This is a genomic window from Anoxybacillus sp. B2M1 (assembly GCF_001634265.1).
Classification (GTDB): Bacteria; Bacillota; Bacilli; order Bacillales; family Anoxybacillaceae; genus Anoxybacteroides; species Anoxybacteroides rupiense.
This window is the reverse complement of sequence record NZ_CP015435.1, coordinates 2,951,405-2,973,862: the sequence shown is the minus strand read 5'-3', so window position 1 is coordinate 2,973,862 and position 22,458 is coordinate 2,951,405. Positions and strand designations below refer to the sequence as shown.

Here is a 22,458-nt window from a genome sequence, read left to right as displayed (position 1 = left end):
ACCAGTGGAGAAAATCGTGCCGATTTTCTCCACTGGCTTTTTCTGCTGCTTCTAAAACAGCAAGTTTCACGGATTGAAAAGTCGCTCAATAGCCCTAGAAGCGACGTGATTTCGAGGTTTGTCAACACATTCGCGTCAGGAAAATGGGAGGAGTCCCCATTCCTATGGCGCTACACATAAGTGGAGGTAGAAGATTTCTATGAAGCGAATATCTTATATAGTGGCAGCGATCTGTATGGCCCTTCTTGCTATCGTAGTCGCAGCCGCCCGCTGGATTCCGCAGCATTTTGAGAAAAAGATCGAAGCGACAGACGATCGTACGTTTTTTTGTCGTAAAGTTCACGGTCGGCTTGAACCAGCCGGGAAATTGTATAAAAATCAGCCTTTTTATGCGATACAATACAACAAAAATTGGTATGTGACTGAAATTGGCGGCAAGCCATACTATATTTATCAACAGCGAGTGAAAGAGCTGAATCGTTCGTTTACTCTTTCACCGCTCGCATCACCAAAAGCGATTCAAACGGTTCGTCCAAAAGAAAACATCTGGGTCTATCAAGCACCCCGCTTCGGCCAGCCGATCGGCGTCCTTTATAAAAATACGCCTGTTCAAGTGATCGCAACCCATGGAGATTGGTATCAAATCATGTTTGCCGGCACTACCGCCTATATTCATAAAAAGCAGGTAGCCGGATTAGCCACTGAGGTGCCTATTATTGTCTATCATCATATCTTAAAAGAAAAAGAAAATCGAAAATATCATAATCCGACAGTGGTAAGCTATGAGGAATTTTCCAAACAAATGAAATTGCTGCATGATGATGGCTACCATACGATCACTCTTCATGATCTTGAAGACTTTGTTAAAGGGAAAAAGGACTTGCCTGCTAAAAGCATTATGATTCATTTTGATGATGGATTAAAAACCAATTACGTGTATGCCTATCCAGTGCTTAAAAAATACGGACTGCACGCAGCTGCCTTTTTAATCACAAGCCGAAACAGCCGTCCGTTGAAGCCATTTAACCCTGATGATTATCAGTTCTTGAACTGGAAGGAGATTGCGAAAATGGGCGATGTGTTCGAATTTGCGAGCCATACGCACGCTCTGCATAATCGCGGCAAAGACGGCATTGGCAATTTGGTTAAAGTGCCAGCAGCGACTGTAAAAACAGATTTACTGAAAAGCCGGCAGTTGCTTCATGGAACGACTTATTTTACGTATCCGTTTGGCCAGTATAAGCCGGAAACGATCGGCATATTAAAACAAACAGGGTTTACACTAGCCTTCACAACGAAGATCGGGACTGTGAAGCCTGGCGATGATCCATATCAATTAAAGCGCCATGGCATCACTCCAGACATGACGCTCGACGAGTTTAAAAAAGTCATTCAAGTGGTCGAATAGAGGCTTTTTGGCCTGCCGCACTCACCGTCATAACCAACGCGAAAATCATGCGGCGGCACAAGAAGCCTTTTTTACTGTTGCGAAGAATCCATGTCACTGAAACCATTTTCTAAGCCATTTATTCCATTTTAACAATGACCATTTGCCGTACAGGAAGTAAAATCTCGGTATCGCCTTTAGGGGTTAGACACAAAATTCGACAAAACCGACATATTTCTTCATTTTCTTGATGATGGACACCATTGACACTCTATTTGAACAAAGATGATGTATATGATGACAGAAGACAGATCAAGGCGGACTTGCCGATTGTCGAAAAATCTGCTTCTGTATGCCAAAGTACAAAGCGGTCATTGTTTGATAATAACCTCTACATAGAAGCTACTCGCCCCATAATATACATTAAAAATGTGGTCGGCAATGGACCTTTTTTATCATACATCTATAATATAAGTCAACATCTTTCTTTCGACAAAAATCATCATTATTCAGTCAGCGTTGATTCATAAAAATAAAAAAAGACCAGGCATATTCGCCTGGCGAAAAGCTGTTGGGTAACCATGAACTTCAGTTGGTAGCCTCATCAATGGTTTACCCACCAAAATCTTACCGTAATTACATTATAAAAATTTTGTCGAATTTTGTCTATATATTTTACTGAAAAAAGAATATTTTGTCGAATTATGTCGTAATTTTTTTCTAGAATGCCATAACCTTTCCTTCATATGAACATTATTCCTCATTTTTTTCAATATTAAACACGTTTTTCTCGTTCGCTGTGCCTCATTTTCTCACTACACCTGCTTATATCTGTCATGGGGCAAGACAGCATGGCTACATAGGTCTTGCTTGTGCGCTCGCTAAAGATAATCCTTGTTGACAATTTGTTGCCCCAATCATCCGAAAGCAATAGAAGTTTATTCTTTATTGTCCATGTTGTTACATACATGACATATTCTACATTGCTCCTTTAGAATCCTTCTTCAGTCGGACAAAGCAAAGAACTGATCATCAACCGCTCTTAGGGAACAAATCCTCCTCCACTCCATTTAGAGGTGGGAGACTTTTCGATGGATGATGTTACATATTTTATGAAAATCATGTAAGTGTTCATCCCTTGGGATTGAATGAATCACAACTGTATATAATTTCCAATTTATGTGCTTATACGTGTTGCAACACGTTTCAATTTATATAGCGGAGTGAAATGACTCTTTAGTTGAATGTGCGTATGGCGCTTAGATGTGACCGAGGAAAGCCCGTGATTTGCCCCCAATCATCGAAAAAATCAAATTCTGCTTTTTGAGTCGGCCCTATGTTCCATCTTCTTATTCGATCTAGCTCATTCGCCAATGGCCCCAATACTGCAATCATTAAGCACTTATATATGAAAAATATGCAAAAAGTCCTATAAAAACTTCCATACCAGCCATCCTGTTACGTCTACATCCATCCAAGGTGACGAGGACAAAAAAGGTAACGTTGCCGCTGTTTTATGGAGTTTGTCCAAAATAACTTCTGGATCCTGTCTATGGATGAGTGAAAAGACCCACTTATAATTATTAATGATAATCATTATCATTATAAAACAGGGGGGCTCATTTATGAAAAAACGGAAGTGGCTTTATCGTAGCTTTATTGCTCTACTTATCGCGCTCTTAGCCCTTGGCGGAGTGCAATCGCCAGCGGCGGCAGCGACCAGCAAGACGACCAAAATTAAATATCTTGGGAAGACATATACCGTTCCTGTGCCCGCGAAACGAATCGTGATCACCGGAAGCATGGAAACGATGGAAGATGCCCTTGTGCTAAACGTAAAGCCTGCTGGGGGCATCACGGTTGGCGGTAAGTTTCCAAGCATGTTCAAAAAAATTACCGGTTCTACGGTATCCATTGGTGAAAAAACCCAACCTAACTTGGAGGCCATCGTCAAGCTAAAACCAGATGTGATTTTAGCCTCGACCAAATTCCCGAAAGATGTGCTGAACAAATTGCAAAAGATTTCTACTACCATTCCCGTCTCCCACATTTCGACAGATTGGGAAGCCAATTTACGGCTGCTGGCTACATTAACGGGGAAGAAACAACAGGCCGAGAGCATCATCAAAAGCTACAAAACTCAACTGGCAACGGCTAAGAAAAAGTTAGGCACGAAGCTGAAAGGGAAAAAAGTGGTGGCGATCCGAATTAGAAATGGCAACATGATGATTTATAATAAGGATGTGTTTTTCAACCCTACGTTGTATAGAGATTTAGGATTGACGGTGCCGAACGAGATTAAAAAGGCGAAATCTCAGGAAGTGATCTCTCTGGAGAAATTCAGTGCCATGAACCCGGATTATATCTTTATTCAATTCTCGACAGACGAAAACAAGAATAAGACGGAAGCCTTGAAGCAACTGCAAAAAAATCCGATTTGGAAAAATATCAAGGCGGTGAAAAATAAGAAAGTGTTCGTCAACGTGGTGGATCCGCTGGCACAAGGCGGCACAGCGTGGAGCAAAACGAATTTCTTAAAAGCCGCTGTACCGATGCTCAGCAAATAATAAAATGTTTTCACACACTTTATGCAGACCAACTTTGGAAACAGTCTTGAGAACATCCTTTATGGCATGTTCAAAGTCTTTATGTATTTTCTGTAATGAATCGATGAATGGGCATGAAAAATCGCAATCTATGAACATTCCTATTTATTTTCCAATAAATTCTTACTCTTTTCAAACTCTCAGCTTCTCTTTATAATGAAATTCGACAAATATATCTAAAGATTACACAGGGGGTCAAAATGAAACGTTTATTTCTTCGCGCATTGTTATTTTGTCTAGCCGCGGCATTCGTGTTGCCGGCAAATCTCACATCCGCAGCTGGTTCATTTTCCGATGTCAATTCCAGCTACTGGGCCTATAATGAAATCAACTATTTAGCCAGCAAAAAAATTATCAACGGGAAAAATGGAAAGTTCCTTCCGGAGGACTCCATTAAGCGCATGCAAGCTGCTGAAATGTTAGTGAAAGCATTAGGGCTCGATACAAAAAACCGCCCAAATCCTAATTTCAAAGATCTTAAACCAGGCGATTACGGATATGAGTATGCAGCAACACTTGCAGACGAAGGTATCATGACAGGAAGCAACGGCTATTTCAAGCCTTGGGACACGTTAACAAGAGGACAAATGGCCAAAATCCTTGCTGAAGCCTATCATTTAGATTATGCCTTCGGCTCAGAATTTGACGATGTTGATGTCGAAAGCTGGCTGTACGATTATGTTTCTTGCCTTGTTGATAACAACATTACAACAGGATATTCCGATAATACGTACCGTCCAAATGCTCCTTTGAAGCGTTCACAGTTTTCCGCATTCATGGCAAGAGTACTAGATGACTCGTTTAAGCAGGCTGTATTGCTAAAAGCCGTCAGCTATCATTTCGAAGAAGATGGTAGCTTAACTCTTACAGTGGAAGCGAAAAACAACTTCTCTTATCCTGTTGAGGTCAACGATTCGCTTGTATTGGTAACCAGCAATGGCGAATGGATTGCTAGCGGATTGTTTGAATTCGAGTCAAACGAAGTTTATTTAAATGCCAAACAGTCGAAACAGCTCGAACTTAACTTCCCATCTGCCAATTTCTATGATACGTTGGATCCAGCAACGAATTTAACTAATATCACCCTATACGCTCAAACCACTATTACAAAAAAATAACCGAACGATAAAAGAGCGCCCTTGAAGGCGCTCTTTTATCGTCGGAAGCAAAAGGCTTTCGCCGCCTTCTCGCCAACGATTTTATCCTTTGTCGACCGCCTGCAATGAACGATTGACAAAGGCCGCAAACTGCGCACGGGTCGTTCGTTCATATGGACGAAAAAGTCCGCTAGCCTTGGTCACTTGATTCGCTAACAATGTGGCAATGTACGGCCTTGACCATTGCGTCGAGTCAATATCTTGAAAGCGAACGTCATCTTCTCCGGTCAGATGATACGCATTCACTAAAATTTTCGCCATCTGCTCTCTCGTTAAAGGAGCTTCTGGATGAAAACGCCCGTTGGAGCCGCTAAAAATCCCCTCATCGATAACAGTTGCAATGATTTCATACCCGTATTGTCCCGGTTTGACATCTTGCAGTTGCGGATTCGGCCGATTTTTTGTGCTTAATCCAAGCGAACGGACAATCATGGCAGCGGCTTGTAGACGGCTAACAGGCGCTTCCGTTTTAAATGTTCCATCCTTATATCCTGTAATGCCTCCTAAGCTTACTAAATTCTCAATGTCCGCCTTTGCCCAATAACGCGTCGGCACATCTTTAAATGGAGCCATAGGAAGGACTGAAGCGCTCTTTTTAGGATCTTTAATTGAAATCATGGTCGTATAGCCGGCCGTTTTTACTCCGCTTTGAGCATTTCTGCCTGCGCGATAGGAAGCCGTTAGCTTATAGCTTCCTACAGGGGTATTTTTCGGAAGTGTGAACGCAAATTTTTCTGGGTAGCTATCTCCTTTTGGTACAAGACCCACTACATACTTTTCATAAGAGGCTCTCACTTTTCCTGAAGGATCGGTTAGCTCGACTCGCATCGTCCCGCGCGAAATCACATTTCCGTTGTTCTTGGCTTTCATTGTGCCATATACAACATAATCGCTCTGACGCGGATAGGCCCGGACATCGGTTAATGTCATCGCTACTTTACGGTCGATTGGGTGCGATACAGCTAATGGCTGCGCTGCCCAGCGAACACTCTCATTGACCAACGTTTTTAAATCTTCACCGCCATTCAAATCATCCCATGCTTTCCCTTTGACCTCCAGCCGTCCAGCAGGATTCTTTTCCTCCCACTCATGAGATAGACGCTCATCGACCGTTATATAATCCAATAGCTGAAATCCAAACCAAACCGCTTTCCCTTTTCCGTATTCAATCGCATAAGCCGCTCCTGTCTTAGGAGGTGTATGCTCGGGCACAGAGGAATAACCGATCGTCTCATACTGCAAAATGGGGGTAGCATAACGATTATTAGAATAAGGCTTTATGATTTCAACCCATGTCGGCTGGTACTTGCCGAAGCGGCGATTTTCAAGAAGCAGGCTTGTCTTTCCTAATCGTTTTAACGTATTTGTGACAATGGGGTGGCTTCCTGCCGCTTTGATCGTAAAGTTGCCAAGGGCTACATCGTTCACAAAGGCGGATTGAAAGACCTCGCTCAAATTGTCCCATTCCCAAATCCATGTTTTCGTCTCGTAAATCACCGGAGTTACATCCAAATCTGTCTCTTTATACGGATAACGTGCGCTGTCATTCCTCGCCATGGCAAACGCAAAAATCGCTCCGCCGCCATTTTTGATATATTCCTTCACTGCTTGACGTTGCTGTCTTGACATCATGACGGTATTCGGGAAAAACAGCACATCAAATTTCGCCAGTTGCTTTGGATCGCTTAACTGCGCATCATGGACGCGTTCCACCTGATATCCTAATTCTTCAAGCAATAACTGGGCTTTGATTCGTTTATTTTTAATCGACGATCCGATCAGCTTTGGCTGAATATAAGTCCCGTTGGAATAACCGCCCGCCCTTTCAATGAAAGCATAGCTTTCGCTGAGCTGTGAAACAACGAGGCCGACGCGCACGTTTTCCTCCGCTTGCACGTGTCCAGCCTGCCAAAATCCCATATAGATCAAGGCAGCCAACCATACAAAAACAACATGCCGCAAACCTTTATTCATTCTATTCCCCTCCCTCTTCAACTCTCTCTTACATTTATTTATATCGTCCAAATTTGTCAAAACTTAACGAATCATACCAATTTCATGATAGGGGTGAAAACATATGAATCAATATGTCCCAGCTATTAAGAAAAACATTCCCCACAAAGGAAATAGGGAAGGATTTGTTCATTTTCACAAAAAATGATCAGGTGTGTTGATGATCTAATAAAAGCCCATTGACATTGCTTGGTGTCTAGCTCAATCATTCCATATTTTTAGTAAAATAATAATCATCAACACTTGTGAAAAATGATAGGGGGCAGCTTGTGGATGGAACGAATCGGCTTCGGAAAGCAACAAGCCGAAGTCAAAAAACCTGAAAGCAGAGCATTCCCACCATTTCTTATTGATTCATCATCCCCACTATGGTAACATATGTTCTTGTGCTGTCTTTCTCGCAGATGAACCTCTCCCGCCAACTTTCGGTGTGTACGTGATATTCATACAGGATGATTTCACAGCCTTCTTCCCCATGCCGGCTATTCTTCAAATTGATGAAAGCATCTTGTTGATTGCGATTTTCTATCTGCATCACCATCTGGCAGGTACCGTTGCGCTATTTTTATTAACTTCGACTTTCTTCAAAATAATTAATTATACATAATTTCAATTTAATTACATTAATGTTACATTTTTTTAGATTTCAGAACATTTTGCGTTCGTTTATACTTATCACGTAATCATTACAACAACGTAGGGGGTTACTTACACATGAGAAAAAAATTCATTCCTTTCGCTTTGGCTACATCGCTCGCCATCGCGGCATGTCCTGTTTCTGCTTTTGCCATGGATTCCCGCGATCCAGAGCTGCAAAGCTATTTGAATGAAATCGGCATGACAGTCGAAGAATTGGAGGAATACTTAGCAGACTCTTACGATTATACGCTTGATGATTTTGACAGCGTCGACGAACTCCGCGCTGAGCTCGGTGATGCGCTGACAGAAGAGAACTTGGCGCAATTGCTGAACGAATACGGAATGACCGAAGACGAACTTAAACAAATGCTGATTGACAATGGTGAACTCGAACCAAATCAACCAATCACCGATGTGTTTAAATTTTACAACGAGCTGGCTGATTATGTCGAATTTTTCCATGACTATTCGACTCCAATTACAGATGAAAGATTAAACCAATTTTTGCAAGAACGCCATATGACAAAAGATCAATTGCTGACACTGTTAAAAAAACATGGAGAATCTTTAGAAGATTACAGCTCCATTGGGGATTTAGCAGATGCCGTAGACTATTATCAAAGCCTCACTCCGCTTACTGAAGAAGCGTTAAATGAATTTTTAAGCGGGCTTGGTTTAACGAAGCAGCAGCTGGAGAAGCTTTTAGCCGCTCACGGTGATTCATTAAGCCATTATACGACTGTCGAAGAGCTGGCAATGGCTGTCGTGGATTATCTAATGCCTGACTTGGATGAGCTTGGTCTGACAAATGACGAATTGGAAAAATTGTACAATCATTTTGGGTCGTTAAATCTTGAAGATCCACAATTCGCAAGCAAAATGGAGGAAATCGGAGAACGCTTAGCCGCCATTGGCGCGTACGATTTTACAAGCGCAACCGAATTGTCTCCTGCTCAATTAGCGGAAATTGCCGATGTTCTTCATGACATGCTTGACCTGTTTGAGCTGGATGTTCAATTTTACCTAACAAAAGCTGGCGAGAAAAAACCATTAAGCTTATCGTCATTGCTGACTCTTGAATCGACCAATGGCTATGACCTTCTCATCGAAATTTACAACAAGCAAGGAGAAATGCTTGCTGATTTTGTGTTGACAGCCGATATGTTCAATTCCGATCTATTTGAAGAAGTCGGAAATGATGTGAAACAAGGCGGAAAGGTGATACAAATCCAAAAACAACTTAAACCAAAACCAGTCAAAAGAACGGAAACAGGAGCCAAGCTGCCAAAAACGGCTGCTCCTTATGCGGCAAACATGCTAGCTGGCGTTGCTCTTGTGGCCATTGGAGCCTTTTTATTCCGAGCTCGAAAAGGAGCAGACAGCAAATAAAATGCGAAAACGAACCATCACCCGCTTTTTCGGCATCATCCTGATGACGGCTGGTCTTTTGTTGATCTTATTCTATGGATACAAATGGGAAAAAGGCATTCATGCCTCTAAACCGATCCCAACCAAAACAGCAGACGCAAAACCAGCTGTATCGGCCAAAGCCGCACATGTCGTCTACCGTCATCCTCCAAAAACTGGAGAGCAAATGGGGGAGCTTCTCATTCCCAAGCTAAACGCCGCATTGCCGATTTATCACGGCACGAACGAAGACGAACTTGAGAAGGGCGTCGGCCATTACGCTGGAAGCGTCCTTCCCGGTGAGCCAGACAACTGTGTGCTTGCTGGCCATCGCGACACCGTCTTTCGCAGGCTTGGTGACGTGGGAAAAGGAGATATCCTCATTGTCAAAACCGAAGCTGGTGAGTTTACTTATAAAGTCCGCAAAGTGCGGATTGTCGACGCCAATGACCGGACCGTCATTGTGCCAAAACCAAAAGCTACGTTGACCGTTTCCACTTGCTATCCGTTTCACTATATTGGAGCGGCTCCAAAACGATATGTACTTGTCGCCAATCTTGTGAAAACAGAAAAAAACATGAGGGTTCCGCCAACAAACAAAGCACGATCTGCATGAAAAAACAGCGGCTTTATTCTTCGTTAGCCTATGTAAAACCGGAGCGGCCATTCCGCATGTGGAAACAGCTGCTCCGGTTTTTTCTTGCTTGCGCTAAATGAAGGGTCGTACGAAACAACGCGGTCTGCTATGCGATCCACTCCTATTTCAAGCGCATGGCAACTCCCTATTCCTTTTCCATGTCGCCTCTTCGTCCGTCCTGTCGCTGCGTCTTCCTCCATAATGATGACTTCGCATAAGCGATGACGCTGACCGGCAAAAGCAATAGCCCTGAAAAAACAAACACGATGGAGGCACCGAACGTATCGGAAAGCCATCCAATCAAAGAGGAAATTCCAAATATAGCGGTGGATATTGTTCCAATTGAAGTATAGACAGCAGCCAATTGTTCCTTTGGAACACTCGTTTGAATCAGTGTTTGTTGTGGAATTTGCTTCAATTGGCTAAAGCAGCCAATGACAGCCGATAAAATAAGCGCCAGCACCGGAATTCGTGTCATCCCTACCCCAATCGTCGCCATGCCAGACACAAGCGAACTCCATGCCATCAACGCTGCCCGTCGCCGGTCCACCCATAAAATAAAGGAAATTTTACGCATAATAAGCTGCCGAGCATCAGGCCAATCAAGGAAGCGCTGTTTAGATACCCCCACCATATTTCCTGCACGTTTAACATCTCTTGTACGTACACCATTAATATGGCAGCAATCCAAACAGAGCTAGAAACCGTTTCTAAACATTCCATGACCGCAATCGTTTTTAATGCCGGTATCGCAGCAATCGTTTGCCAGCCTTGCGTCAGCTGATTCCGTCATGCGGTAAATCGTCGCCATCACACCGACAATATAAAGCACATCACCAATATTGGCCAATGATTGGCCCAGCATCAGCGCTAGAAAATGCCGTTCTATGTTCAAATAAGATCCCCCATTTTTCTTAGTAATGATAGAAAACGTGGGAGAATATTTAAATTGGACGACTTGCCATATTCCCTTGCTCTTTCATCATGCCAGCCCGTAACCGCTTGGGGGATCAAAAGCTGTCGCGCTAGCAGTCATCTTAATCGTTGCAAATGATGAACATTCTATCCATACAATCGTTAGCTGGTTCTTCAAAGAGGCTTTTGTATTCCCCCCTTTTTCGTTTCCGTTTCGATCCAATAGTTATTGGACGATGATCTTTCCGGTATGTTTGGCGCGCTCCAGCAGCGCAAACAGCCTTGAATAGCCATCTTGGATCGTTTTCTCATTTTTTATATGATTGTAAAGTCCTACACCAAAATAGGTGTCTTTATAGAAGCCGATAAAATAATCGCCCGATTTCATTTGATGCGCCTTTTCATCGCTTCATTCACGATCGACAAACGCCAAATACACTTTCTCTGATTCAATAAATACAAACGGAACAGGAGATTGCAAATAAATGTCAGCATACGGCGGCTTGGCCGCTTCTTTTAACATTCTTCAGTCGAGAAGTCTCCCACTTCTAAATCTTGCGAAGCTTGATGAAAGTGGGAGATGAATCGACTTCGGACAAGGACAGGCTTTTGCCTGTTCAATTGTCTGACCCTGTGGTAAAATAAACCTATGTCGTTCTTTCATAACTGGATATAGGAGGTTGCATGGAGAAAATAAAATGCGAAAACCAAGCGGATCCTTCCATGCGTAAAATATCCAAGGTACAAAAGAACTCCGAATTGTCGGACATCTAGGGTTGGAACGACCCGAAGTCACGCTCAGGGAGACGAAAGGCGGCTTTCGTCGTGGAACTGAGAAGCTCCCACTTCAAGCTTTAGCTAAGTGGTGAGTAGTTCACATAGCGTTTATGAATCAATACAGCATCAACATTTTGAAAATTTTTCTTTAACACATCCTCCATCGACAAGGGAATAAAGGAAATGTTTTTTCGCGAACGTTCGGTGGCTCTCCAACGATGCCGATGGTTAATGCTTCTCCAGAATAAATCGGTGAGTCAAAATGAGGTGGTTGACTGCAGGCTGATAATAAAAGCAGGCTTGTGATAAAAATGAACCATTTTTTCATCTCGTCCCCCTAATAGATCTGCGATATGCAAGACAGCTAAGCCGGAACAAACCCTCTCAACCATCATCGGAATTCCATATCAATCATCTAAACGTAGTATAATTTGGTAAATATGGACTGTCAATCCTTCAGAACTATTCATCGTTCAAGAAAGCAGGCATATGGAATAAACTCCTTTTTCTGCCGCAAAGTTCAGATGTTTCGGTTCGATTAGCGGCTAGCGCAAACAAAAAAGAAGAGCTCGCCGCTATAAAGGGGACTGCTCTCCTTGTTCAAGCTCAAGCATAAAAAAGGGACTGCAACTCCTGATTCCAGCATCTAGAGAAGTGAGGCACCAGCTATCTCATCGCATACAACCGCTTGTAGCGTTCGCTTGTCTTTAATAATTGCTCGTGCGTGCCGTGCAGCTGAAGCTTCCCGCGATCCAAAAACAACACATCATCCACCATATGAATAAAGGCGAGATGGTGCGTGATCCATAAAACCGATTTGTCTTTTAACACCTCAAATATGGTCAGCATCAGCTCTTTCTCCGTCATCGGATCCAATCCGATGGTCGGCTCGTCTAAAACGACGATGGGCGCATCTTGCAAAAGAATTCTCGCAAGAGCGATCCGCTGTCTTTGCCCTCCTGAAAAACGGACCCCCGTTTCCAGCAGCGGCGTGTCATATCCAAGCGGGAGAGATTGAATATAATCATGCAATTTCACCTGCTTAGCTGCCCAAACAATCTCTTCGTCCGTTGCGTCTTCCCTTCCTAATCGAATATTATTTCGGATGGTCGTATCAAATAAATGCGGCTTTTGATTTAACACCGCCACCCATTTGGCGATATCAACGCCCAAGCTGGTTGTAGGAACGCCATTCAACACCACCTGGCCAGCCGTTGGCGACACCGCTCCTTCAATAAGCTTCAGGATGGTCGATTTCCCCGCTCCGCTCGGTCCAAGCAGCGCCAGCTTTTCCCCTGGTCTAATCGTAAAGGAAATATCGTCTAACGTCTGCTCCGTATGGTCATAATGAAACGAAACATGGCGCAATTCAAGCGTGACCCCGCCATCCGCAGCGATCCGTGGGATATCCTGATGAAGCGAAAGTTTTGGTTCTTTTTGATCTTTGGCAAGACGGGACAGGCGCCCAAACGAGTCCTGATAAGCCGGAATCTCGCTCAGCGCATCGGATATTGGCAAAAACGCCTCAGTAAGCGGAAAAATCACAAGGACAAAAGCGGCGATCATCACCGGTGCCAATTCGCCCTGCGCCGTTTGTTCCGCCGTCCAACGCAGCATGGACACCACCATCAAAGCGACCACCCCTTGAGCCGCCGTGTTGCGCCATCTCACAAAACGCATGCGCTGCCGCTCATCTTGAGAGAGGGCTTCTTCCTCGCGTTCATATTCTTGAATAAAATCATGTTGGCGGCCGCTAAACTGCCAGTCGCTGATTCCCATCACCGCATCGGTCAGTCGTTCATATAGCCGATGGCGCCCCGCTTTCATCGCTTGCACCTTTGCCTTCGTCACAAGAAGCGAGACAAGCGGAAAAAGAAGCAACAAAACACCAGCGTAAAAGGCCATCAAGAGAGCAAAAGGCCATGAAAACCAGCCAAGCGCCGCGATGGATAGCCCATACATCAAAAGAGTCGCAAGCATAGGAAAGACCGTTTTTAAATAAAGATCTTGCAGCCGTTCAATATCTTCCGCCAAAATCCCCAGCACTTCCCCGGTTTTCTTTTTCGCAAACGAAGATAGCACGTTCGGCTCCACGAGCTGGTACACGCGCAGCCGCATCTTTGTCACAATACGGAGCACGACATCATGGCCGACTAATCGCTCTATATAACGCGAAACCGCTCTTGTAATCCCAAAAGTCCGAACCGCTACAATCGGCACATAAATCATTAATAAATTTTCAGGGCGTGTCGCCGCCTTCGAAATCAAAAACCCCGACGTAAACATTAAAAAGGCGGATGAAAAAATCGTAAGCACCCCGAAAAAAATGACAAATCCCAGCATCCGTTTATTCTCTTTCAAATAAGGAAGCAACCAGTCCTTCGTTTTCACGCCTGATCCCCCCAATGCGCCTTGGCCATTTGATAATAATGCCCTTTTCGTTCCATTAATTGCTGATGCGTTCCTTCTTCAACAATTTCCCCGTCCTTCAAAAAATAAATATGATCCATATGGGGCATCCAATGGAGGCGGTGAGTAGCCAAAAACACCAGCTTGCCGCAAAACAGCTCCAGCATTTTTTCCTTGATATCCAATTCCGTCTCCACGTCTAAATGGGCGGTCGGTTCATCAAGCAGTAAAATGGGGCGGTTTCCTAAAAAAGCTCTGGCTAAAGCCACTCGCTGCGCTTCCCCTCCGCTTAACGCCCGACCTCCCTCGCCAATCTTTTCATGGAGACCGTTCGGAAGCCTTTGCACAAGCTCACCCAATCCAGCCTTCTCCACCGCCGTCCGCACTTCTTCTGCCGTCGCATGGGGCTGATAAAAGGTCAGATTGTTCCATAGCGTATCGTGAAAAATATACGGGTGCTGCGGAATATAAAGAAGCTGGCTTTGCCAGTCCTTTTTTTGCAAATGCGTCATTTCCTGTCCGCCGATCTGAATCGTCCCCTCCTGCGCCTGGACAAATCCCCCCATTACATCAATCAATGTCGACTTTCCCGCACCGCTTTCACCAACGATGCCAATCTTTTGAAATCCTTTTACAGAGAGCGTCACACCTTTTAATGACGGCGGACCGCCCTCTTCATGCCGAACCGTAATCTCGTTCAATTGAAGCTCCTGTTGATGATTCCAGCGCTCCAGCTTGCAGGTCCCTTCTTCTCTAAATCGAGGCAAGTCCACGATTTCCTTCAGCTTTCTTCCCGCTTCCTGTCCGTTTAACGTCGCGTGATAATCTGCTCCAATTTCCCGAACGGGCAGAAAGTATTCCGGCGCTAAAATAAGAATGGTTAAAGCAGGCCAGAGGGTCATCTCCCCGTCAACTAAGCGAAGTCCTAAAAACACGGCCACCGTCGCCACCGAGAGCATCGTAAAAAAATCGAGCGCAAACGATGACAGAAAAGCGATTTTTAACGTTCCCATCGTCGCCTTTCGGTACCGTTCGCTGACGCTTTGAATATTTTGGGTATGCGCTTGGCTGCGTCCTAAATATTTTAATGTTTCCAATCCCCGCAGCGAATCAACAAAGTGGTTAGCGAGCACCCGGTACACCTTCCACTGTTTATCGGCCTTTTTCTTAGCGGCTAAACCAAGCAAAATCATAAAAATCACCAATAATGGCAGCGTCACCATTAAGATGACGGCCGATGTCCGGTCCATAAGCAGAACATAAAGCCAGACCATCGCGGGAATGATCGCCATATTCACCATTTTCGGCAGAAAAAGAGAGAGATACTGTTTAAATTGCGAAACTCCTTCTTGCAGCAGGGTGACGGCGCTCCCTGTTCCAAGCCGTCTGGCCACCTTTGGCCCTAAATGAAACAGCGCATCAAGCACCTCTTTTCGGAGATGGGCGCCAAGCTTTACAGAGTACTCGTACACCATTTTTTGCTTCACATGCTGCAAGAAATGCCGCATAAGAAAGGCGCCAATAAATAAGAGTAGCGTTTCATATACCTCTTGAAACGCCTCTTGCTGAAACAAACGAGTGACCACCTCCGCAAGCCATTTGGCTTGCAGAATGATGGACACTCCTTGAACCACCGTGAAACCAAAAAGCAGCGCAAGGATTCGTTTCATTCCTTCAAAGGCAAGCAGCTCTTTTTTCATTAATAGACCATGTCCTTCCCATCTACACGCTTACGAAACACATAATAGCTCCATATTTGATAGCCAAGAACAAACGGCAGCAGCGTGACCGCGACAATCGTCATCACCTTTAACGAATAAGCGCCGGAAGCGGCATTATAAATGGTTAAATCATAGGCGCTTGAAATCGAGCTGATCATGACGCGCGGGAACAATCCGGCAAAGATCGCTCCGACGGTTAAAGCAATCCCAAGACCGCTCATCGCAAAGGTCCAGCCATCGCGGCCTTTTTTGGAAAATAGGATGACCAATCCATATGAGACAACAACAAGGGCTACGAGCGGCACGGTCACCTCGCCGCGGTACGTGAATAAATCTGTCTCTGTATAAGAGAGGCCAACAAAAACCACAAGCGCCGCAAGAACAGCATAGATCATTTTTTGGGCAAGCTTGCGGGCGCGCATTTGTAAGTCTCCCACTGTTTTGAGAGTCAGAAAGAGCAGCCCGTGCAAGAAGCATAAAAGCGTGACCGCGACGCCGCCCGTTACCGTATAAATATTCACATAATCGGAAAACTCCGCGTGCAGTGTCATCGATTGATCGATCGGCATTCCTCTTAATATGCTGGAAAATAAGACGCCAAAGAGGAACGGAGGGAGAATGCTTCCAAAGAAAATAATCCAATCCCACGTTTGTTTCCAGCTTGGATGATCGACCTTTCCTCTGAATTCAAAGGCGACTCCGCGGCCAATCAACGCAAGCAGGACAAAGACAAACGGAATATAATAGCCGCTAAACATCGTCGCATACCAATGAGGGAACGCGGCAAAAATCGCTCCTCCCCCTGTTAAAAGCCACACTTCATTGGCATCCCAGAATGGCCCGATCGTATTGATCATGATGCGTCGTTCGACATCATTTTTTCCAAGAAACCGTCCAGCCATTCCCACACCAAAGTCGAAGCCTTCCAGAAAAAAGAATCCGATAAATAAGACAGCAACTAAAATAAACCATAATTCATTTAACGCCATCCTTGAACGGCCTCCTTTTCAAAAGGATCCACGGAAAGATCGCTTTCCTTCTGTTCATCATGATGCCCGGCTCCTTTTTTAATTTCTCGCACAAACAGATAAATGAGCACGATGGCCAAAATAAGATAAATCGTGGTAAAGGCAATGAACGAGAACAATAATGAGCCGACAGACACATTTGGCGAAATCGATTGAGCTGTCGTCATCAATCCAAAAACGGTCCATGGCTGACGGCCGATTTCTGTCATAATCCAGCCCGCCGTATTCGCGATAAATGGAAAGGCAATCAAGGCCACCATGATCTTTAAAAAGGCTGATTTTTTCATTAGCGTCTCCCGGAAATTCCACCATAAGCCGAACGCGGCCATCACAATCATCAACAGCCCTGCGCCCGCCATGATGCGGAAGCTCCAAAACGTCGTTTTCACCGGCGGAATATAGTTGCCCGGTCCGTATTTTGCTTCATATTCCTTTTGCAAGGTGAGCATTCCCGGCACCTTGCCTTCAAACTTCTCATAAGCAAGATAGCTTAACGCATACGGAATCGATAGCTCCAAGCTATTTTTTTGGTTTTCCACATCAATAAGGGCAAAAATCGTCCAAGCCGCCGGATCGCCGCTGTCCTGCCACAGCCCTTCGCTTGCGGCCATTTTCATTGGCTGGGATTCCATTAAATGCTGCGCTTGGGCATGTCCACTAAACGCCACGCCGAGTCCGGAAATCAAAGCAACGACCATCGCCATTTGAAACGACTTCTGGAAAAACTCTACTTCTTGCCGCTTCAATAATTTATACGCGCTCACGCCGCCAATGAAGAAAGCGCCTGTCGCCAATGATCCAAAAATCACGTGCGGATATTCCACTAATAATTGTGGATTTCGTAATAAAGCAAAGAAATCGTTCATTTCAGCCCGTCCATTCCGAATGACGATGCCAACAGGTTCCTGCATAAACGAGTTTGCGGCCAAAATCCAAAGAGCCGAAAGCATCGTTCCAATGGAAACAAGCCAAATGCACAATAAATGGATTTTCTTGGATAGACGCCCCCAACCAAAAATCCATAAACCGATAAACGTCGACTCCATAAAGAAAGCGAGCAGCCCTTCAATGGCCAAAGGAGCGCCGAACACATCCCCAACAAAGCGCGAATACTCTGACCAGTTCATTCCAAACTGAAACTCTTGAATAATTCCCGTTACCACCCCAACCGCGAAATTAATCAAAAACAAATGCCCCCAAAACTTCGCCATTTTTTTATAAATCTCTTGATTTTTCACCACATAAAATGTTTCCATCAGTGCAACCATAAAAGCTAAACCGATGGATAACGGAACAAACAAAAAGTGAAAAATCGTGGTTGCGCCAAATTGAAGCCGAGCTAAAAACAGTTCAGACATCGTAGCTTTCCCTCCTCGATGCATGTTACCCCTAATCATACGGTGAAAATATTGTTCAACCTTTCACATACTATTGTAATGAAAAACGATGTGCCTTTTGTTAAAGGACGTTGACTGATTTGTGACAAATATGTAGAGAATTTGTGACATAGTGAACAAACATTTCGTTGCCCCTCTTTTGTCCGCTCTCGACAAGTGACAGGCATTCACCCTCTGTTTTTTGATATTAACTATTAAAATGCAAAATATACTTTAATATTTTACTCAATAAACATAAAGTATAATTAAAGCGGTATATCAACATATTCGCCATTGCGATTCCTATCAAGAGGTGAAAGGCATGTTTCAAAAAATAAATGAATTAAAGGCAAAACTGGATGCTCAAAGACCGCTACCGCCTAGTTTGGTAAAAAACTTACGCGAAGTATTCCGTATTGAATGGATTTACAATTCTAACGCTATGGAAGGAAATACATTGAATTTGTTGGAAACAAAAATGGTGGTAGAAGAAGGGATTACGATTGGAGGAAAAAAATTAAAAGAACATTTTGAAGCGATTAACCATGCTGAGGCGATTGATTTCGTCGAAGAGCTGGTATCAAAAAAAGAACCGCTGACAGAATGGGTTTTGAAACAAATTCATTACTTAGTCGTGAACTACTCACCACTTAGCTAAAGCTTGAAGTGGGAGCTTCTCAGTTCCACGACGAAAGCCGCCTTTCGTCTCCCTGAGCGTGACTTCGGGTCGTTCCAACCCTAGATGTCCGACAATTCGGAGTTCTTTTGTACCTTGGATATTTTACGCATGGAAGGATCAGCTTGGTTTTCGCATTTTATTTTCTCCATGCAACCTCCTATATCCAGTTATGAAAGAACGACATAGGTTTATTTTACCACAGGGTCAGACAATTGAACAGGCAAAAGCCTGTCCTTGTCCGAAGTCGATTCATCTCCCACTTTCATCAAGCTTCGCAAGATTTAGAAGTGGGAGACTTCTCGACTGAAGAATGTTAAAAAATATTGACAATGAAAATGCAGGGAAACACGGAACACATCATGTAGGCATCTCAGGAAGCGTTCATCATCCTGTTCATTTTTTAAATGTCCAAGAGGAAATGAATCATTTATTTTCTTGGTATGAACAAAATAAGACCGCGCTTCATCCCGTCCCATTAGCTGCAAAGCTTCACTTTCGGCTTGTCTATATCCATCCTTTTGCGGATGGGAACGGACGAACCGCACGTTTGATGATGAACTTTATACTCATGCACCATGGATACCCTCCTGCGATTATTAAGGCAAGCCCTGAACATCGCTTAAAGTATTATGAATCGTTAGAAAAAGCAAGTGTAGAAGGGGAATTGGAGCCTTTTACCGAACTGGTGACCAAATGTGCAGAGGAAAGTTTGACACATTACCTCCAGGCTTTAGGAATAGAAGAATAAATAAAAACGAGGGGAAAGGGACAGGGCCTGTCATTCGTCGATTATTTGCAGGAAAAGGCGCAGGCGATTTCAGCCTAACGAAAACATCATCACACTTCAGACATATCAAAAAACAAAGCCGCTTCGTTGTAAACAACGAGGGCAGCGGATCTACCAGTTGTTAAAAATATTTTAAGATGATGAGTCAGCCCTATGATTCATTTTTGATCAGGTAGAAAAATTCCGATTTGACTGATGTTGCATGGGGGTTCAAGTTCTTTCTACGCAACAGTCCGTTCCTATCCCCCCCTCCAGCCGTATTTTAAGCAGCTGGAGGGGTTCTACATGATTTTCGACAAGTGACAGGCACCCGTTCCCACGTAGCAGGCTTTCCTTTTAAGAACTAGTATGAATGGTGGAAGCATTAGCTTGGTCAGCTTTTACACAATCAATAGCAATGACAATGGCGACGATGATCTTTTCCATCTCTTCATCCAATATTTGAACTTCGTAACTATCCCCCCAAGTAAACCACTTCTTACTAACATAGCCGACAACCTTCCCCTGCCGCAAAACTTGAAAGTCCATTTCCCACCAATTACCACGAACTTCAATATTGGCTGCATCAATCGTATAGCGCGGTTTTAAAATAGAAAAATCTTTTCTTATTGTTAAGACTTCTTGACCATTCACCTCTACAAAAAACTTCGGTAAAAAACTGAACGTTTTTTTCGTAATAAGAGCTACTTCTTCTCCACTTGCATTCCGGATTGAAAACGTTTTAGGAATTTTCATAAAACTGCCTTCCACGTAATAAACATCTTTTTCCGTATGATCTTTGATTGTAAATTTTTCACCCATACTAAATAGCTTCTGCTTGATAAAAAGTCGTCTCATTATCCATCCTCCCCCAAATAGACCATTCGCTATTGCCACCATCAAGATACTCATTGTAAGTTCAAAACAAAGAGAAACATACTTTTATTTTACAACATTTCCATATTTCACAGAATCATCTTTAATCATATAAAACTTTTATTATAAAATAGAAAATGTATGAAATGGAAATTAAAAATGCACACAGATCTGCAGTTTGATTTCCACCAGCACTGTAGCCAATGATTCCCGGCTAAAAAGGTTCACAAACATACAGAATGCCACCTTCGTTCTTGGTTAGGAGGTAACTGTGAAAAAATTAATTATTTGTTTTTTTATACCATTATTATTCATTTCTTGTGATAATGAGGAAACAGGAAGAAAACGGTCTGATTTTGTTTTATTTGAGGGGTATGTAGCGCTAAAGAAAGAGTATAACGGTAAAAGGCTATTGGTTATTCAAGATATGACAAAAGAAGATATACGCCGTATGTCCGAGGACGAAATATTGACATATGCAGCTCATCACGATAGTTTTTTATTTTATGTTCATGAGAAAGATTATCAGAAGATAAATGTTGGTCAAAAAATTAGAGTTTGGTATGCCCCGCCTGTACAAGAGTCGAAAATTTTGCAGGTTGGGGCAGAAAAGATTCAGGTGATAGACAAGTGAACTATTGTAAAGAAATCGAGGGATGATAGCCGCTTGTTGCAACGGAGGGAGAGCCATTTTGAAAAAGAAATGGAGGGCTGTACTTTTATCAGTCATACTTATACTTCTATTCTTTGCGGTTTTGGGCATAGTTTGCTAAAGGATCATTACGAACATCCCATGCTCTACCTTATCAGCGGGGCTGTCCACTTTTTGGCCAGCCCCTTAAACAACAAATCAATATACAATTTGTAAAAAATCCTCCAATGATATATTGCCAAAATAATGTTTAACATCTATCCCATTGAGCGCTTTTTCAATTTCAGCTTTTTCATATTTTATTCCTGTTAATCGTTCTTCAATCTCTTTGACATCCCCAACACCAAAGAAGTCTCCATAAATTTTGCAGTTTTCAATCATGCCTTTATTCACTTCAAGACGAACATCAATGGAGCCAATCGGGAATCTTTGCGAATGCTGCAAATTAAATTTCGGCGATTTCCCATAGTTCCAATCCCAATTTTTGTATCTTCTCTCCGAAAGGCGATGAATTTCTTCCCAATCTTTTTCTGTCAACTGATATTCGGGAATGGGCTCTTTCCCCTCAAAAATATATTGCAGCAATAATGTTTTAAACTCATCCATCGTTATTTTTTGATCAAGAAATTCAGAAATGTTGGCCACACGGCTTCGAATGGATTTAATTCCTTTCGATTCGATTTTCTCTTTTTTCACTTTGAGTGCAGATACCACATGGTCAATCTCTGAATGAAGCATTAATGTTCCGTGGCTAAACATTCGTCCTCTCGTCGAAAATTGCGCATTTCCGGAAATTTTCCTTCCATCTACGACAATATCGTTACGGCCACTGAGTTCAGCATTGACCCCAAGCTTTTTTAAAGCGCGGATCACCGGTTCCGTAAATTTTCTGAAGTTATGAAAACTTTCTCCATCATCTTTGGTAATAAAACTAAAGTTCAAATTTCCGAAATCATGATAAACCGCTCCGCCACCTGAAAGTCTTCTAACCACTTTAATGTTATTTTTCTCCACATACTCCGTATTAATTTCTTCAATCGTATTTTGATTTTTGCCAATAATGATCGACGGCTCGTTTATGTAGAATAATAAATACGTTTCATTAATATCTAAATGTTTTAAAGCGTATTCTTCAATAGCCAAGTTAACGGTTGGATCTGTGATTCCTTTATTATCTATAAATAACATGGGACATCCTCCCTCTAGAAATATGGTGATATCAAGGTTCCCTAGCTTTTCAGGGGACAAAAAATTCTTCGACAACACTCCCCTCCTCTGCTCCGTTTAGAGGTGGAAGGCTTCTCGGCGGATGATGTGAAACATGGGGCAGAATAGGCCCTGCTCACACGATGGTGATCCTTATGCTAAAGGGATATGACGGGCTTACGGGGATGACCATTCTTGGACAAACCC

The 22,458-nt window shown here is 43.3% G+C and carries 18 protein-coding genes and 1 pseudogene; 8 read left to right on the top strand and 11 right to left on the bottom strand.

The window, feature by feature from the left end; translation table 11 throughout:
* Window positions 1-199: 199 nt before the first annotated feature.
* From GFC28_RS14445 to GFC28_RS14435, 3 genes are all read left to right on the top strand, one after another.
* The gene (locus GFC28_RS14445) at window positions 200-1,408 is read left to right on the top strand and encodes a polysaccharide deacetylase family protein (protein WP_052661003.1); all 1,209 of its coding nucleotides are present in this window, start codon (window positions 200-202) and stop codon (window positions 1,406-1,408) included.
* A gap of 1,604 nt (window positions 1,409-3,012) precedes the next feature.
* Window positions 3,013-3,954 carry an ABC transporter substrate-binding protein gene (locus GFC28_RS14440; RefSeq protein ID WP_044745030.1) on the top strand — a complete coding sequence of 314 codons (942 nt, stop codon included), beginning with the start codon at window positions 3,013-3,015 and terminating at the stop codon, window positions 3,952-3,954.
* Between the two features lie 239 nt (window positions 3,955-4,193).
* Window positions 4,194-5,111: an S-layer homology domain-containing protein gene (locus GFC28_RS14435; protein WP_044745031.1), complete on the top strand. Its 918-nt coding sequence runs from the start codon at window positions 4,194-4,196 to the stop codon at window positions 5,109-5,111.
* A gap of 81 nt (window positions 5,112-5,192) precedes the next feature.
* Here GFC28_RS14435 and GFC28_RS14430 read toward each other — a convergent pair whose 3' ends face one another.
* Window positions 5,193-7,124, bottom strand: coding sequence for an S-layer homology domain-containing protein (locus GFC28_RS14430; protein ID WP_044745032.1), 1,932 nt, complete (start codon window positions 7,122-7,124; stop codon window positions 5,193-5,195).
* A gap of 753 nt (window positions 7,125-7,877) precedes the next feature.
* Between GFC28_RS14430 and GFC28_RS14425 the strand changes: the two genes are divergently transcribed.
* Window positions 7,878-9,191: a processed acidic surface protein gene (locus GFC28_RS14425; RefSeq protein ID WP_044745033.1), complete on the top strand. Its 1,314-nt coding sequence runs from the start codon at window positions 7,878-7,880 to the stop codon at window positions 9,189-9,191.
* Between the two features lies 1 nt (window position 9,192).
* Window positions 9,193-9,825 (top strand): class D sortase, encoded by a 633-nt coding sequence (locus tag GFC28_RS14420; RefSeq protein ID WP_044745034.1) that lies wholly within the window; start codon window positions 9,193-9,195, stop codon window positions 9,823-9,825.
* A 166-nt stretch (window positions 9,826-9,991) separates the two neighbouring features.
* Here GFC28_RS14420 and GFC28_RS14415 read toward each other — a convergent pair whose 3' ends face one another.
* From GFC28_RS14415 to GFC28_RS14380, 8 genes are all read right to left on the bottom strand, one after another.
* Entirely contained in the window at window positions 9,992-10,477 is a 486-nt protein-coding gene (locus tag GFC28_RS14415; protein ID WP_156487541.1) for an MFS transporter, read from the bottom strand.
* A gap of 66 nt (window positions 10,478-10,543) precedes the next feature.
* The gene (locus GFC28_RS14410) at window positions 10,544-10,741 is read right to left on the bottom strand and encodes a hypothetical protein (protein ID WP_044745035.1); all 198 of its coding nucleotides are present in this window, start codon (window positions 10,739-10,741) and stop codon (window positions 10,544-10,546) included.
* 246 nt (window positions 10,742-10,987) lie between these two features.
* A complete protein-coding gene (locus tag GFC28_RS19850; protein WP_231883389.1) occupies window positions 10,988-11,149 on the bottom strand; it encodes a hypothetical protein in 162 nt (53 codons plus the stop codon).
* A gap of 537 nt (window positions 11,150-11,686) precedes the next feature.
* Window positions 11,687-11,866: a lipoprotein gene (locus GFC28_RS14400; protein ID WP_044742378.1), complete on the bottom strand. Its 180-nt coding sequence runs from the start codon at window positions 11,864-11,866 to the stop codon at window positions 11,687-11,689.
* A 338-nt stretch (window positions 11,867-12,204) separates the two neighbouring features.
* Window positions 12,205-13,929 (bottom strand): thiol reductant ABC exporter subunit CydC, encoded by a 1,725-nt coding sequence (gene cydC, locus GFC28_RS14395; RefSeq protein ID WP_044742377.1) that lies wholly within the window; start codon window positions 13,927-13,929, stop codon window positions 12,205-12,207.
* Window positions 13,926-15,647 carry a thiol reductant ABC exporter subunit CydD gene (cydD, locus tag GFC28_RS14390; RefSeq protein ID WP_044742376.1) on the bottom strand — a complete coding sequence of 574 codons (1,722 nt, stop codon included), beginning with the start codon at window positions 15,645-15,647 and terminating at the stop codon, window positions 13,926-13,928. Before cydD ends, cydC begins: the two co-directional genes overlap by 4 nt.
* Window positions 15,647-16,657 (bottom strand): cytochrome d ubiquinol oxidase subunit II, encoded by a 1,011-nt coding sequence (gene cydB, locus GFC28_RS14385; protein ID WP_044742375.1) that lies wholly within the window; start codon window positions 16,655-16,657, stop codon window positions 15,647-15,649. Before cydB ends, cydD begins: the two co-directional genes overlap by 1 nt.
* Entirely contained in the window at window positions 16,648-18,054 is a 1,407-nt protein-coding gene (locus GFC28_RS14380; RefSeq protein ID WP_044742374.1) for a cytochrome ubiquinol oxidase subunit I, read from the bottom strand. The genes cydB and GFC28_RS14380 overlap by 10 nt, the downstream gene beginning before the upstream one ends.
* A gap of 340 nt (window positions 18,055-18,394) precedes the next feature.
* Here GFC28_RS14380 and GFC28_RS14375 point away from each other — a divergent pair.
* Together GFC28_RS14375 and GFC28_RS14370 are read left to right on the top strand one after the other, a co-directional pair.
* Window positions 18,395-18,709 (top strand): annotated as a pseudogene (locus GFC28_RS14375) (Fic family protein); the annotation flags it as partial.
* Between the two features lie 352 nt (window positions 18,710-19,061).
* A complete protein-coding gene (locus GFC28_RS14370; RefSeq protein ID WP_082063723.1) occupies window positions 19,062-19,499 on the top strand; it encodes a Fic family protein in 438 nt (145 codons plus the stop codon).
* A gap of 375 nt (window positions 19,500-19,874) precedes the next feature.
* Here GFC28_RS14370 and GFC28_RS14365 read toward each other — a convergent pair whose 3' ends face one another.
* Window positions 19,875-20,375 carry an LURP-one-related/scramblase family protein gene (locus GFC28_RS14365; RefSeq protein ID WP_044744357.1) on the bottom strand — a complete coding sequence of 167 codons (501 nt, stop codon included), beginning with the start codon at window positions 20,373-20,375 and terminating at the stop codon, window positions 19,875-19,877.
* Window positions 20,376-20,664: 289 nt separating this feature from the next.
* On the opposite strand from GFC28_RS14365, the gene GFC28_RS14360 reads away from it, so the two are divergent.
* On the top strand, window positions 20,665-21,027 hold the full coding sequence (locus tag GFC28_RS14360) for a DUF3221 domain-containing protein (RefSeq protein WP_044744358.1): 363 nt from the start codon (window positions 20,665-20,667) through the stop codon (window positions 21,025-21,027).
* 216 nt (window positions 21,028-21,243) lie between these two features.
* On the opposite strand, the gene GFC28_RS14355 is transcribed toward GFC28_RS14360, so the two are convergent.
* On the bottom strand, window positions 21,244-22,233 hold the full coding sequence (locus GFC28_RS14355) for a lipoate--protein ligase (RefSeq protein WP_044744359.1): 990 nt from the start codon (window positions 22,231-22,233) through the stop codon (window positions 21,244-21,246).
* Window positions 22,234-22,458 lie beyond the last annotated feature (225 nt).